A 14,353-nucleotide genomic window follows, 5' to 3' on the forward strand; every position below is an offset into this window, starting at 1 on the left:
GCAATGTGCCACTCTGGCGCAACCCTTGCAAAAACTTGTTGCTAGTAGACGTATACCAGCGTTTTGCGCTTGGCATACGAGACCAATAAACAAGCCCCCAGCATAAGGGGTGCAAGGAGATTCAAGTGACCACTTTCCTACGCAAGACACACCCTAAGACCTCCCAAGTGTTCTCAACTGCCCTGCTAACCGCCGCTGTGATGGGGGCCAGCACGCAGGCCATCGCGCAGGACGATGACCCGATTAAAGTGGGTATTCTGCACTCCCTCTCTGGAACTATGGCGATCAGCGAGACGGTTCTTAAAGATACCGTTGAGCTGTTGATTGAACAGCAAAATGAAGAAGGCGGTCTGCTAGGCCGTGATATTGAAGCGGTAGTGGTGGACCCGGCTTCCGACTGGCCGCTATTTGCCGAGCGTGCCCGCGAGCTGCTTGAGCAGGAAGAGGTCGATGTCATCTTCGGCAACTGGACCTCGGTATCGCGCAAGTCGGTACTGCCGGTGGTGGAAGAACTCAACGGTCTGCTGTTCTACCCGGTGCAGTATGAAGGCGAAGAGTCTTCGGAAAACGTCTTCTACACCGGCGCCGCTCCCAACCAGCAGGCGATTCCAGCGGTTAACTATCTGAAAAATGAAGTGGGCGTGGAGCGTTGGGTGTTGGCCGGTACCGACTACGTTTACCCGCGTACTACCAACCGTATCCTCGAAGCCTATCTGAAAGAAGAATTTGGCGTGGCCGATGAAGACATCATGGTCAACTACACGCCCTTTGGTCACTCCGATTGGCAGAATATCGTCTCGGAAATCGGCCGCTTCGGCAGCGAAGGTAAGAAAACCGCCGTGGTCTCCACGGTTAACGGCGATGCCAACGTGCCGTTCTACCGCGAGCTAGGTAACCAGGGCATCGACGCGGCGGATATTCCTGTGGTTGCTTTCTCGGTAGGCGAGCAGGAACTGACCGGGATCGATACCGCACCGCTGGTCGGCCACCTGGCGGCCTGGAACTACTTCATGAGCGTGGATAGTGACGCCAACTACGACTTTATCGACGCCTGGATTGAGCATACCGGCGAAGACGACGCCGTGACCAACGACCCGATGGAAGCCCACTACATCGGCTTCAACATGTGGGTAGAGGCCGTGGAGAAAGCCGGTACAACCGATGTAGATGCGGTCAAGGAAGCGATTATTGGTGTGACCGTGCCCAACCTGTCGGGCGGTTCAGCGGCGATGATGCCTAACCACCACATCACCAAGCCGGTCATGATCGGGGAAATTCAGGATGACGGTCAGTTCGCCGTGGTTTGGGAAACACCCTCTACCGTTGCGGGCGATGCGTGGTCGGACTACCTGCCGGGCTCGCGGGACTTGATCAGCGACTGGCGTAAGCCGATGGAATGCGGCAACTACAACGTGGCGGAAAACCGCTGCATGGGCAGCGATGCCGAAGAGCAAGCGGAAGAAGCGCTCTCTGAGGATTAATGTCCTGGGGGCGGCGTTCAGCCGCCCCTGCGTTGTTTTATCCGCTCACCTCATCCATTTACCTATGCGTCGCGTTGTGTTTGGCGACGTGTAGGGCACGCCACTCAAAGGATTAACCCATGAGGATCCCTTGCTATTCGTGGACGCCACGCGTCATGACAAGGATCGTCACCTGTCTCTTCATCAGCCTACTGGCCTGGCTACCCATGACGGTTCAGGCGCAGGAAGACGATGGTCAAGCCCTGCTGGAGGCGTTGGATACGCGCTCATTTGACGATAAATCAGAAGCTATTACCGCCATTATCGAAAGCGAGCACGAGCGTGCCGACGAGTGGCTGCAGGCGCTTCTGGACAGCGATTTACAGCGCCTGAAAGACGACGGCCGCTTCGTGATCGCAGTTGACAGTGCGGGGCTGGATGTCTCGATAGAAGACGCCTTAACCGGCGAGTCGATGGACGATGTGACCCGCCGCGACCTGGACCGCCTGACCATCAACAATGCGCTGCGAAGCCAGTTGCGCTCGGCGATTTCGCTGGTGGAGTTGTACGCTGGTGACCGCGACGCCCGCCTGGATGCGGCGGAGGGGCTGATTGGCGACGTCGAAGAAGATCAGGTTGAGCCGCTCACCAACCGGCTGGACGAAGAGCCTTCGGCGGCGGTACGCGACCGGTTGAATCAAGCCTTGGCGGTCTATCGCCTGAATCAGGGCGACGTCGAGGCAGTAGAGGTGCTGTCGGGCAGCCTGAATAGCAACATCCGGGTGGCGCTGAATCGCGCCGCCCAATCGGATGATCCGCTGGTGGTCGATGCGGCCACCGCCGCGCTGGCCGATATCGAGCAAAATCTCAAGATCAGTCGCGCTGCCGAAACGCTTTACTTCGGGCTCTCCATGGGGTCGGTGTTGGTGCTGGCAGCCATTGGCCTGGCAATTACCTTTGGCGTGATGGGTGTGATCAATATGGCCCATGGCGAGCTGATCATGCTGGGTGCCTATACCACCTGGGCCATGCAGCAGTTGCTACCCGGCCAACCGGGGCTAGCGCTGATACTGGCCATTCCGGCCGGCTTTATGGTGTCCGCGCTGGTGGGTGTGGCGATAGAGCGCGGCGTTATTCAGTTTCTCAAGGGCCGCCCGCTGGAGACGCTGTTGGCGACATTCGGTGTCAGCCTGATTCTCCAGCAACTGGTGCGTACGGTGATCTCGCCACAAAATCGTACCGTTATCACGCCTGAGTGGATGAGCGGTTCGCTGGTGGTTAACGATGCCCTGTCGCTCACGCTTAATCGAATGTATGTGATTGGTTTTGCGCTGGTGGTATTTGCCGGGTTGATATTGATTATGCGCCGCACCCGGCTGGGGCTTGAGGTGCGCGCGGTCACCCAGAACCGCAACATGGCCCGCTCCATGGGCATCCGCGCCACCCGGGTCGATATCATGACGTTTGCGCTGGGCTCGGGCGTCGCCGGGCTTGCCGGTGTTGCACTCTCGCAGCTCACCAATGTTGGCCCCAATTTGGGACAAAGCTACATCATCGATTCCTTCATGGTGGTGGTATTTGGCGGCGTGGGTAACCTGTGGGGCACGCTGGTGGCGGGCATGTCGCTGGGCGTGATCAACCAGGTGCTGGAACCCTGGGCCGGGGCTGTGCTTGCCAAAATTATCGTGCTGGTGTTCATCATTCTGTTTATTCAAAAGCGCCCCCGCGGACTCTTTCCGCAGAAGGGCCGGGCGGCGGAGGGCTAATCGACCATGTGGCTAACACGACCCTTCAACGAACGCTCGACGCAAATATTCTTGCTGATTCTCACAGTGGCGGTCATCGCCGTGACGGTGCTGCACCTGGCAGTACCTGCAGGGCATCCGCTGTATGTGTCAGGCTATACCGTAGGGCTACTGGGCAAGTATTTAACCTACGCCCTGCTGGCCGTCGCGGTGGATCTGGTATGGGGCTATCTGGGGATTTTGAGCCTCGGCCACGGCGCCTTTTTTGCCATCGGTGGCTATGCCATGGGCATGTACCTGATGCGCCAGATTGGTGATCGTGGTACCTACGGCGACCCTGTTCTGCCCGACTTTATGGTGTTCCTGAACTGGGACAGCCTGCCCTGGTACTGGCTCGGGTTCGATATGGCCTGGTTTGCCTTTGCCATGGTGCTGCTGGCGCCCGGCGCGCTGGCGCTGGTGTTCGGCTGGCTGGCCTTTCGCTCGCGGGTGACCGGGGTGTATCTGTCGATCATTACCCAGGCCATGACCTTTGCACTGATGTTGGCGTTTTTCCGTAACGAAATGGGCTTTGGCGGTAATAACGGTCTGACCGATTTCCGTGAATTGCTGGGCTTTGACCTGCGCAGCGGGGCCACCAGGTTAGGTTTGTTTATTGCCTCTGGGGTGGCGCTGGCGCTGGGCTATTTGATATGCCGGTCGATTGTAAGCAGCAAGCTCGGCCGTGTGTGCGTGGCCACCCGAGATGCCGAGGCACGCACGCGGTTTCTTGGCTACCGCGTTGAGCGTTTTCAGCTATTTGTGTTTGTCGTTTCCGCCATGCTGGCTGGTGTGGCGGGTGCGCTCTACGTGCCGCAAGTGGGGATCATCAACCCCAGCGAGTTTGATCCGCTATTTTCCATCGAAATTGTGCTGTGGGTCGCACTGGGCGGTCGCGCATCGCTTTACGGCGCGGTGATCGGTGCGGTGCTGGTGAACTATGCCAAAACCGTATTTACTGGCGTGATGCCCGATGCCTGGTTATTTGCGCTGGGTGGGCTATTCGTGTTCGTCACGGTGTTCTTGCCCAAAGGCGTCGCGGGGGTGCTGGGCAATGCCAAGCGCCGGCAAAACGATGAGCCAACCGACACATCGACTCCGGATAAGGAGGCAACGGCATGAGTTTTTTCCAAGCGCTCACCGAACGCGATCGGGTGTTCGATTTCATGACGCCCCAGGCCTCAACGGTCGACGTGCGCCACGGGCCGATTCTCTACATGGAGGATGTCACCGTCAGCTTTGATGGCTTTAAAGCGATCAACAACCTGAACCTGACCATCGACGACGGCGAACTGCGCTGCATCATCGGCCCCAACGGCGCCGGTAAAACCACCATGATGGACATCATCACCGGCAAAACCCGGCCCAATGAAGGCAGCGTGTGGTTTGGTAGTCGCCATAACCTGCTGCATATGAATGAACCCGAGATTGCCAGCCTGGGCATTGGGCGTAAGTTTCAGAAGCCCACGGTATTCGAGGCGCTGACGGTATTTGAAAACCTGGAACTGGCCATGGCCGCCGACAAGCGTATTCTCCCCACGCTGACCGCGCGCATGACCGGCGACATTAAAGACCGCATCGAAGAAGTCCTTGGTACCATCGGGCTCACCGCGCTGCGCCATCGCCCGGCGGGCATTCTTTCCCACGGGCAGAAACAGTGGCTGGAAATTGGCATGCTGCTGATGCAGCGCCCGCGCCTCTTGCTGGTGGACGAACCCGTCGCCGGGATGACCGAGCAGGAGATGGAGCGCACCGCTGAGCTGCTCACCGGTTTGGCAGGCCAGCAGTCGGTGGTGGTGGTCGAGCATGACATGGGCTTTGTGCGCTCGATTGCCCGCCAGGTGACCGTGCTGCACCAGGGCAGCGTGCTGGCGGAAGGCACCATGGATGAGGTCTCGAGTGACCCAAGCGTCGTCGAGGTTTATCTGGGTGCCGATGACGAGGAGGCCGCCTGATGCTGGCAATCGAAAAGCTCAATCAGTTTTACGGTGAAAGCCACACCCTGTGGGATTTGGATATTGACGTGCCTGCCGGGCAGTGCACTTGCGTGATGGGTCGCAATGGCGTGGGTAAAACGACGCTGCTCAAAGCCGTTATGGGCGAGGTCGCGGTGAAAAGCGGTGCGTTGCGCTTTACCCGCGTCGACAAGGACGAGATCGAACTGACTCAAAAAGCCGTTGAAGAACGCTCACGGCTGGGTATTGGCTATGTGCCCCAAGGGCGTCAGATATTTCCGCTGCTAACGGTGGAAGACAACCTGCGCACGGGCTTGGCGGCCCGCAGTGACGGGCTGAAAAAAATCCCTGAGCGCGTCTATGAGCTGTTCCCGGTGCTTAAAGAGATGAAAAACCGCCGCGGTGGCGATCTTTCCGGGGGGCAACAGCAGCAGCTAGCGATTGGAAGGGCGCTGGTGATTGAGCCCAAGTTGCTGATTCTGGATGAGCCTGGCGAGGGCATCCAGCCCAATATCGTCGCCCAAATCGGCCAGGTGATCCGCCAGCTGATCAACGAAGACGGGTTGACGGTATTATTGGTTGAGCAGAAGCTGCCCTTTGCGCGCAAGTACGCTGACCGTTTCGTGATTATGGATCGCGGGCGGCCGGTGGCGAAAGGCGACATCAGCGAGCTTTCCGATGAACTGATCCAACAACATTTGACGGTATGACCGCACTGACCCCGTTATCCACCTCGACCTCATCGCCTGACGCCACGGCATCGGGCCACCGCTTCGATCAAGGCCGCCACTGGGCGGCCTCGCTGGCGTTACGCTTTGCGCCCCGCAGCGGCGCGACGCGCCTGCTCCACGCCCGCCACCAGGGGCCGCTTCGGGTTCAGCGTCCGTTTTACCCAGAGGGCAGTGATGGTGCCTGTCACGTTTACCTGTTGCACCCGCCTGGCGGGCTGGTGAGTGGCGATGCGCTGACTATTAACGCCCATGTGGAAAACGGCGCTCACGCGTTACTCACGACGCCCGCGGCTAATAAGCTTTATAAAGCCGACAGCCAAGGCGTGGCCTGGACACAGCACACGCGGCTAAGCGTTGAGGATGGCGCCGTCCTTGAGTGGCTACCCCAGGAAACCATTGCCTTTGATGGCTCCCGGGGCGAGCAGCGCACCCAGATCGAGCTTCAGGGAAACGCCCGCTGCTTAGGCTGGGAGGTGATGGCGCTGGGCCGTCCGGCGAGTGACTTGCCGTATCTTAGCGGGCGCATCGAGCAGCACTTTCGTTTGACCCTGGATGGCAAGCCGCTATGGCTGGAGCGCCAGCCGTTGGACCCATTGCACCCGCGGTTTGCCGGGCGCTGGGGTCAAGGCGGCGCCACCGTTCAGGCCACACTCTGGGCGGTGGGTATTGACGACCCCGCCGAGGCGATAGAGGCGCTGCGTGAAACGCTGCCCGACAACCCGCGCTGGGCGGTGACCGTGCGCCAAGGTGTTCTGCTGCTGCGCTACCTGGGCCAATCGCGCAATGAAGCCTGGGCGCTGTGCGAGCAGGCCTGGCAAATTTTGCGCCCCCGTTGGATAGAACGTGAGTCGCATACACCGCGTATTTGGTTAACTTAATTGGCATCACTGGAATGTACTGCTGGAGACATGCCCCATGGAATTAACCCCAAGAGACAAAGACAAGCTGCTGCTGTTTTCCGCGGCACAGTTGGCCGAGCGCCGTAAAGCACGCGGCCTTAAGCTCAACTACCCGGAAGCCGTGGCGCTGATCAGCTTCGAGATCATGGAGGGGGCTCGCGATGGCCGCAGCGTGGCCGATTTGATGAGCTTTGGCCGCGAGATCCTCAGCCGCGATGACGTGATGGAGGGGGTGGCCGAGATGGTCGACGAGGTGCAGGTGGAGGCCACTTTCCCCGACGGCACCAAGCTGGTCACTGTCCATACCCCGATCAACTAGGAGGCTGCTGCCATGATTCCCGGTGAGTATCAGTTAAGAGACGGCGATATCGAGCTTTGCAAAGGGCGTGAGCGAATTAGCGTCGAAGTGGCCAATACCGGCGACCGACCCATTCAGATCGGGTCCCACTACCACTTTGCCGAAGCCAACCCGGCGCTGGTGTTCGATCGTGACAAGACGCGTGGCTACCGGCTGGACGTGGCGGCGGGCACGGCGATTCGCTTCGAGCCCGGCCAGACCCGCGAAGTCACCTTGATTCCCTATGTCGGCAAGCGGGAAATTTACGGTTTCCGCGGCGATGTGATGGGCGCGCTGGAGGGAGGTAAACAATGAAACCGGATAACAAGATCAGTCGGCAAGCCTACGCCGATATGTACGGCCCGACAGTGGGCGACCGCGTGCGCCTGGGCGATACCGAGCTGTGGATCGAAGTCGAAAAAGACGCCACCCACTACGGCGATGAAGTGAAATTCGGCGGCGGCAAAGTCATCCGCGACGGCATGGGCCAGAGCCAGCGCGCCGATGACACGGTCATGGACACCGTCATCACCAACGCGCTGATTTTAGACTGGTGGGGTATCGTTAAAGCCGATGTAGGTATTCAAAACGGCCGCATCGCCGCGATTGGCAAGGCAGGCAACCCGGATACCCAACCTGACGTTGAGATCGTGATTGGCCCCGGCACTGAAATCATCTCCGGCGAAGGCAAGATTCTGACCGCGGGCGGCATCGACTCCCACATCCACTTTATCTGTCCCCAGCAGGTGGAAGAGGCGCTGATGAGCGGCGTCACCACCATGCTCGGCGGTGGCACCGGCCCGGCGACCGGGACCAACGCCACCACCTGCACGCCCGGCCCCTGGCACATTGGCAAGATGCTGCAAGCCGTGGACGATATGCCCATGAACATCGGCTTTCTGGGCAAAGGGAACGCCAGCCTGCCCGAGTCTCTGGAGCTCCAGCTTCAAGCGGGCGCCATGGGGCTTAAACTGCACGAAGATTGGGGCACCACACCGGCGTCGATCAATAACTGCCTCAACGTGGCGGATGCCTACGATGTCCAGGTGGCGATCCACACCGATACGCTGAACGAATCGGGCTTTGTAGAAGACACCCTGGCCGCCTTTAAAGAGCGCTGCATTCACACTTACCACACCGAAGGGGCGGGCGGCGGCCACGCGCCGGACATCCTCACCGCCTGCTCGAAAGCCTATGTGCTGCCGTCCTCCACCAACCCGACGCGGCCCTACACGGTCAACACCATCGACGAACACCTCGATATGCTGATGGTGTGCCACCACCTCGACCCCAATATCCCCGAAGACGTGGCCTTCGCCGACTCGCGCATTCGCCGCGAAACCATCGCCGCTGAGGATATTCTCCACGACCTGGGCGTGATCTCGATGATCGCCTCGGACTCCCAGGCCATGGGGCGGGTGGGTGAAGTGGTTTGCCGCACCTGGCAGACGGCCCACAAGATGAAGGTACAGCGTGGCCTGCTGCCGGAAGATGAAGCCCTGGGCGCCGATAACGTCCGCGCCAAGCGCTATATTGCCAAGTACACCATTAATCCGGCGATTACCCACGGCATTGCCCACGAAGTGGGCTCGGTGGAAGTTGGCAAGCTTGCTGACCTGGTGCTGTGGAAACCGGCCTTCTTCGGCGTCAAACCGGCGATGATGATCAAGGGTGGCATGATCGCCGCCGCGCCCATGGGCGACCCCAATGCGTCCATCCCCACGCCGCAGCCGGTGCATTATCGCTATATGTTCGGCGCCTTGGGCCGGGCGGCCAGCCAAACCCGGCTGAGCTTTGTCAGCCAGGCCGCGCTGGATGCGGGAATCAAACAGACCCTGGGGCTGAATAGCGAACTGGCGGCGTGCAAAAACGTGCGCCAGGTGCGTAAGCAGGATATGAAGCTCAATGATGCCTGCCCCGATTTGACCGTCGACCCGCAAACCTACGAAGTCCGTTGCGACGGTGAAATTTTGACCTGCGAGCCTGCTACCGAATTGCCGCTGGCTCAGCGTTATCATTTGTTTTGAATAGCGCACTATGACCGCCAGCAAGTGCAGTGCCGGGGGTAGGTCTACGTGAGGGCGCTGTAAATACATCCCTGTACGCTACTTTTGCCATCCATGGCAAAAGACCCTCACTACGACCTACCCCCGGCTCGGCTGCTGGGTGCTTAACTGCAGGTTCTTAACAGGACGATACCAATGCTTAAACTCATAGAACGTTTAGGGCCTATAGACGAGAGCGCGGCGAGCGACACGCTGACGCTGCCCTTTGAGCTTCGCATTCGTGGGCGCTTAAAAGCCCAAAGCGATAGCGGCCGCGAGCTGGGCCTGTTTCTGGATCGCGGCCCGGTGCTACGCAGCGGTGAAGGCCTAAAAGCCGAGAGCGGCGAAATCGTGCGCGTATGCGCCGCCGTAGAACCGGTGGTCACCGCGCGAGTAAGTGCTGGCTTACCGCTGGCGCGGCTCGCCTACCACCTCGGTAATCGCCACGTGCAGCTGGCGCTGGGGGAAGACGACCAGGGCGGCTGGGTGCGCTTTCCGCCGGACCACGTGCTGGAAGAGCTTGCCGCGTTGCTGGGTGCCGAGCTCGAGCATCACGACGCCACCTTCGACCCGGAACCTGGCGCCTATAACCAGATAGGTGGCGGTGGTCACTCCCACGGGCATGGCCATTCTCACGACCACGCGCATGACCATGCACACGACCATGAGCACCACCATGCCCACTGAGTCCGCCGCCCCGCAGAACCAGGGCGATGAGCTGGCGCTGCTCGGCCTGATGCAACTGGTCAGCCCGGCGCTGCCGATCGGCGCCTTTGCGTTCTCGCAGGGCTTGGAAAGCGCCTTCGAGCTTGATTGGGTGCGCGATGAAGCAAGCCTTACCGAGTGGCTAAGCGGCGTATTGGAAGACGGCTTAACCCGCTGCGAGCTGCCAGTACTTGCGAGGCTGCATACAGCGCTGGCGCAGGGCGATGCCGCAACGGTCGCCGAGTGGGATCAATGGCTGGCCGCTACCCGGGAAACCGCCGAGCTGGCCGCCGAAGATAGCCGCCTGGGCGCCTCACTCAAGCGCCTGCTGGGCAGTCTTGATCTGTTGCCAAGTGAAGACTTACTAACGCCCTTGCTACCGACGCAGGCAGGCTATGTCACGCTGTTTGCCTACACCGCCCACACTCGTGGCGTGTCTGAACGGCAAACGCTGCTGGGCTTTGCCTGGGCGTGGCTGGAAAACCAACTGGCCGTCGCCTGCAAGGCGCTGCCGCTCGGCCACACCGCGGCCCAGCGTGTGATTGAAGAGCTACGTCCGGCGCTTGTTACCGCCGTAGACCAGGCACTTTCGCTTGACGACGAAGAACTCGGCCCGGTACTGCCCGGCCTGGCGTTGGCCAGCGCGCTTCACGAAACTCAATATTCCCGCTTGTTTAGAAGTTAAGGAGGAGAGAACGATGACACACTGTTTACGCATTGGCGTGGGTGGCCCGGTGGGGTCGGGCAAGACCGCGCTGCTCAAGCAGCTCTGCCTGGCGCTGCGTGACCACTACGATATCGCCGTGGTGACCAACGACATCTACACCCGTGAAGACGCCGACTTTTTGCTTAAGCACGATGCGCTGCCAGCCGACCGCATCCTGGGGGTGGAAACCGGTGGCTGCCCGCACACGGCGATTCGCGAAGATGCTTCCATGAATCTGGCCGCGATTGACGAGCTGCAGGAGCGTCACCCCAAGCTGGAACTGGTGCTGGTAGAGTCCGGCGGGGATAACTTATCGGCGACCTTCAGCCCCGAGCTTTCGGATTTAACGCTCTACGTGATCGATGTGTCCGCAGGCGATAAAATTCCGCGCAAGGGTGGGCCGGGGATTACCAAATCCGACCTGCTGATTATCAACAAGATTGATATCGCCGAGCAGGTGCACGCATCGCTGGACGTGATGGAGCGCGATTCGAAGAAGATGCGTGGGGAGCGGCCCTTTGTATTCACCAATCTGTATGATGGCGTTGGGCTTGAGGAAATCATCCGCTTTATCCTCGATAAAGGGATGCTGGATGAGCGCCGCACGGCGATTGCGGGCTAGCATAGGAAGACCAATAAAAAAGTCGCCCCGACCAGGCGGTTGAAGGGTCGAGGCGACTGAACAAAGCGGGTGGCATCTAGCCTTAAAACGGGCCGTCCCTGGCCACCACATCCCTACAGTGAACCTCCATGCTTTGTATCTCCTTAACTTATGTTATGAACTCCCTGATATTGCTCCAAATAATCTTTAAAAGCAGAAAAATAGTACTAAATAATTAAAGTTTAACTAACGTTTGTCGATAAAGGATTAATAATAATTCTAATAACCTTTAACTCACAAATGCTGGAACTTGCTCACAATGACTACCTCTGAACCGTCCCGTCGTGGAGGCTTTGGCCTGCAAACCAAAGTCCTTATGCTTGTCTTGCTCCCATTGTTCCTGGTCACGGTTGCGCTAGTCGGGTTTAAAGCCTACAGCACAACCCAGGACGCCCACGACGTGCTGGCGGAACAGCGCGAACAGTTAATTGAAGAACGCCGCAGGGCGGTGCGCGACGTGGTGCAAATGGCGAAAACGGCCATTGAGCCGATTTACGAAGATGCCGGTGCCAACGATGAGGAAGCCAAACAACAGGCTGCCGAGATTGTGCGCTCCATGCGCTTCGAGGATAACAACTACATCTTTATCTACGATTATGAGGGTAACAATATCGTGACGGCGCCTGCGCCGGATCGCGAAGGCACCAACATGATCGACGCCAAGGGGCCGGATGGCACCTATATCATCCGCGATATCGTGGAGCTTGCCAGCGAGGGCGGCGGTTTTTACGAATACGTCTGGGAATACCCGGGCACCGATGAACCGCAGCCGAAGCACTCCTTTGTTGATCAACTTGATAAATGGGGCTGGGCAATCGGTGCCGGCGTTTACGTCACCGATGTCGAGCCCACAATGGCCGAGATTGAGGCGGCCACGGCTGCCGATTTGCGCCAGGGCATTATCTTCGCAGCCTTGCTTGGGTTGGCGTTGTTTGTCGTGGTCGCCTTAGTGGCCTATGTCTTCGTGCGTCGTACCGTTGGGCCGATCAAGCGTACGGCCGCTGCCATGAACGATATCGCCCAGGGCCGCGGTGATTTGACCCGGCGTCTCTCGGTGGAGAGCAACGACGAAATCGGCAACCTGGCGGTGCAGTTCAACGCCTTTGTCGAACGCATGCAGCATACCCTGCGGGATGTCCGCCACAGCACCACCAGCGTTTACGACTCCGCCGGCGAAATCTCCCGCAGCAGCGAAGAGCTGTCCACGCGAACCGAGCAAGCCGCCGCCAACCTTCAGGAAACCTCCGCCTCCATGGAGGAGATCACCTCAACCGTTAACCATAGCGCCGATAATGCCCAGCAGGCCAACAAGCTGGTGCAGTCGACCGCCGAGGTGGCCCATCAGGGCGAAGCGTCCATGGCGCAGGTCGAGCGCACCATGCAGGATATCAATGAGTCGGCTAGCCGCATCAGCGATATCATCACCATGATCGACTCCATTGCCTTCCAGACCAATATTCTGGCGCTCAACGCCTCGGTGGAAGCCGCCCGAGCGGGCGAGCACGGCCGTGGCTTTGCCGTGGTGGCAGAGGAAGTTCGCACCCTGGCGAGCCGCTCAAGCGATGCCTCCAAGGAAATCCGCGCGCTGATCGACGCTTCGGTGCAGCACACCCATTCCGGTGCGGAGTTGGTGCGCAATGCCGGTGCCACCATGCGCGAAATCGTCGAGAGCGTGGCCAAGGTGACCGACGTCATCGGCGAGATCAGCGCCGGGGCAAAAGAGCAGAGCAGCGGTATCGGCCAGATCAATACCGCCGTGGCCGAGATGGACACCATGACCCAGCAAAACGCGGCGATGGTGCAGCAATCGACCACCGCCGCCGCCGATATGCGTCGTCATGCCGAGCACCTGAGAGAGCTGATCAACTCCTTTGTGTTAGGGGACGGGGAGCCCGCACAGCGGCGCCAAGCGCTGCCTCCTAGCGCCTCAGCGCCGGCTAACAAGGAGTTAAAGCGACCCGCGCTATCCTCCAAGCCGAAGGCAACCTCAGGCGGCGATGATTGGGAAGAGTTTTAGGCACCCGCTATCGCTTTTGATGTAGGTTAAAGGGGCTTGCCAGTTGGCAAGCCCCTTTTAATATCTCCATAGAATCAGGAGCCGCTGTGATGCATATTGTCATCCCCGATGATTATCAGGATTGCGTCCGCACGCTGGATGCCTTTGCCAAGCTGGCAGGCCATCAGGTCACCGTCTATAACGACACGGTGACCGATGAAGACCAGTTGGTGGCACGCTTTCAAGACGCCGAGGCCCTGGTGCTGATTCGTGAACGCACGCCGATAACCGCGTCGTTGCTGGCACGGCTGCCCAAGCTCAAGGTGATCAGCCAGACCGGTGGCGGGGCGGCCCATGTGGATATGGCCGCCTGCCGCCAGCACGGCGTGACCGTGTTGGCGGGCACCGGCTCGCCGTATGCCGCCGCCGAGCTTACCTGGGGGCTGGTGCTGGCCGCCATGCGGCATATTCCCGACGAAGTGAACAACCTTAAGGCAGGGCGCTGGCAGCGCACGCTGGGTACCGGCTTGAAAGGCCGCACGCTGGGTATTTTTGGCTACGGCAAAATTGGCCAGCTGGTGGCGCGTTACGGCCAGGCGTTTGAAATGAACGTGCTGGTGTGGGGACGAGAGACGACCCGCGAGCGAGCCGCGGCGGCTGGGCTTGCGGTGGCAGGCTCCCAGGCGGACTTCTTCGCGCGCAGCGATGTGCTCAGCCTTCACCTGCGGCTAAACCCGCAAACCCGCGGCATCGTCACCGCCGAAAACCTCGCCAGCATGAAGCCCACGGCGCTGCTGGTGAATACCAGTCGTGCCCCGCTGGTGGCAGACGGCGCGCTTGAAGCCGCGCTCAACGCCGGGCGGCCCGGTATGGCCGCCGTAGATGTGTTCGATGACGAGCCGGTGCGGGCGCACCCGCTGCTGGAACTGGCTAACTTCGTGGCGACCCCGCACCTGGGCTACGTCGAAAAAGACAGCTACGAGCTCTACTTCGGTGATGCCTTCGACAATCTCCTGGCCTTCGATGCCGGTCAGCCGGTGCGCAACCTGGCCGCAGGGGAATAACGATTCCCCT

Annotated in this window: 14 protein-coding genes; all 14 read left to right on the forward strand. The window is 59.8% G+C overall.

What is annotated here, in order from left to right:
* The first annotated feature begins 125 nt into the window (after positions 1–125).
* A complete protein-coding gene (gene urtA / locus GA0071314_RS00765) occupies positions 126–1,481 on the forward strand; it encodes an urea ABC transporter substrate-binding protein (protein WP_074394860.1) in 1,356 nt (451 codons plus the stop codon).
* Positions 1,482–1,636: 155 nt separating this feature from the next.
* Entirely contained in the window at positions 1,637–3,226 is a 1,590-nt protein-coding gene (gene urtB, locus GA0071314_RS00770) for an urea ABC transporter permease subunit UrtB (RefSeq protein WP_074394861.1), read from the forward strand.
* Between the two features lie 6 nt (positions 3,227–3,232).
* Positions 3,233–4,366 carry an urea ABC transporter permease subunit UrtC gene (gene urtC / locus GA0071314_RS00775; RefSeq protein ID WP_074394862.1) on the forward strand — a complete coding sequence of 378 codons (1,134 nt, stop codon included), beginning with the start codon at positions 3,233–3,235 and terminating at the stop codon, positions 4,364–4,366.
* The gene (gene urtD, locus GA0071314_RS00780; RefSeq protein ID WP_074394863.1) at positions 4,363–5,199 is read left to right on the forward strand and encodes an urea ABC transporter ATP-binding protein UrtD; all 837 of its coding nucleotides are present in this window, start codon (positions 4,363–4,365) and stop codon (positions 5,197–5,199) included. The genes urtC and urtD overlap by 4 nt, the downstream gene beginning before the upstream one ends.
* Entirely contained in the window at positions 5,199–5,909 is a 711-nt protein-coding gene (gene urtE / locus GA0071314_RS00785) for an urea ABC transporter ATP-binding subunit UrtE (protein WP_074394864.1), read from the forward strand. The genes urtD and urtE overlap by 1 nt, the downstream gene beginning before the upstream one ends.
* Positions 5,906–6,808 carry an urease accessory protein UreD gene (locus tag GA0071314_RS00790; protein WP_074394865.1) on the forward strand — a complete coding sequence of 301 codons (903 nt, stop codon included), beginning with the start codon at positions 5,906–5,908 and terminating at the stop codon, positions 6,806–6,808. The genes urtE and GA0071314_RS00790 overlap by 4 nt, the downstream gene beginning before the upstream one ends.
* A gap of 37 nt (positions 6,809–6,845) precedes the next feature.
* Positions 6,846–7,148 carry an urease subunit gamma gene (gene ureA, locus GA0071314_RS00795; protein WP_027337131.1) on the forward strand — a complete coding sequence of 101 codons (303 nt, stop codon included), beginning with the start codon at positions 6,846–6,848 and terminating at the stop codon, positions 7,146–7,148.
* Positions 7,149–7,160: 12 nt separating this feature from the next.
* Positions 7,161–7,481, forward strand: a complete 321-nt coding sequence (locus GA0071314_RS00800) for an urease subunit beta (RefSeq protein ID WP_074394866.1) — start codon at positions 7,161–7,163, stop codon at positions 7,479–7,481.
* Positions 7,478–9,193 (forward strand): urease subunit alpha, encoded by a 1,716-nt coding sequence (gene ureC / locus GA0071314_RS00805; RefSeq protein ID WP_074394867.1) that lies wholly within the window; start codon positions 7,478–7,480, stop codon positions 9,191–9,193. The genes GA0071314_RS00800 and ureC overlap by 4 nt, the downstream gene beginning before the upstream one ends.
* A 174-nt stretch (positions 9,194–9,367) precedes the next feature.
* Positions 9,368–9,898 carry an urease accessory protein UreE gene (ureE, locus tag GA0071314_RS00810; protein ID WP_074394868.1) on the forward strand — a complete coding sequence of 177 codons (531 nt, stop codon included), beginning with the start codon at positions 9,368–9,370 and terminating at the stop codon, positions 9,896–9,898.
* Positions 9,888–10,601, forward strand: a complete 714-nt coding sequence (locus GA0071314_RS00815; protein WP_197668835.1) for an urease accessory protein UreF — start codon at positions 9,888–9,890, stop codon at positions 10,599–10,601. The genes ureE and GA0071314_RS00815 overlap by 11 nt, the downstream gene beginning before the upstream one ends.
* Positions 10,602–10,614: 13 nt before the next feature.
* Complete coding sequence (gene ureG, locus GA0071314_RS00820) at positions 10,615–11,244, forward strand: urease accessory protein UreG (RefSeq protein ID WP_027337126.1); 630 nt, start codon at positions 10,615–10,617, stop codon at positions 11,242–11,244.
* A 298-nt stretch (positions 11,245–11,542) separates the two neighbouring features.
* A complete protein-coding gene (locus GA0071314_RS00825; protein WP_074394870.1) occupies positions 11,543–13,300 on the forward strand; it encodes a methyl-accepting chemotaxis protein in 1,758 nt (585 codons plus the stop codon).
* 89 nt (positions 13,301–13,389) lie between these two features.
* Positions 13,390–14,343 carry a D-2-hydroxyacid dehydrogenase family protein gene (locus GA0071314_RS00830; protein WP_074394871.1) on the forward strand — a complete coding sequence of 318 codons (954 nt, stop codon included), beginning with the start codon at positions 13,390–13,392 and terminating at the stop codon, positions 14,341–14,343.
* Positions 14,344–14,353: the final 10 nt, after the last annotated feature.

Origin of the sequence: Halomonas sp. HL-93, assembly GCF_900086985.1 — a bacterium.
Classification (GTDB): Bacteria; Pseudomonadota; Gammaproteobacteria; order Pseudomonadales; family Halomonadaceae; genus Vreelandella.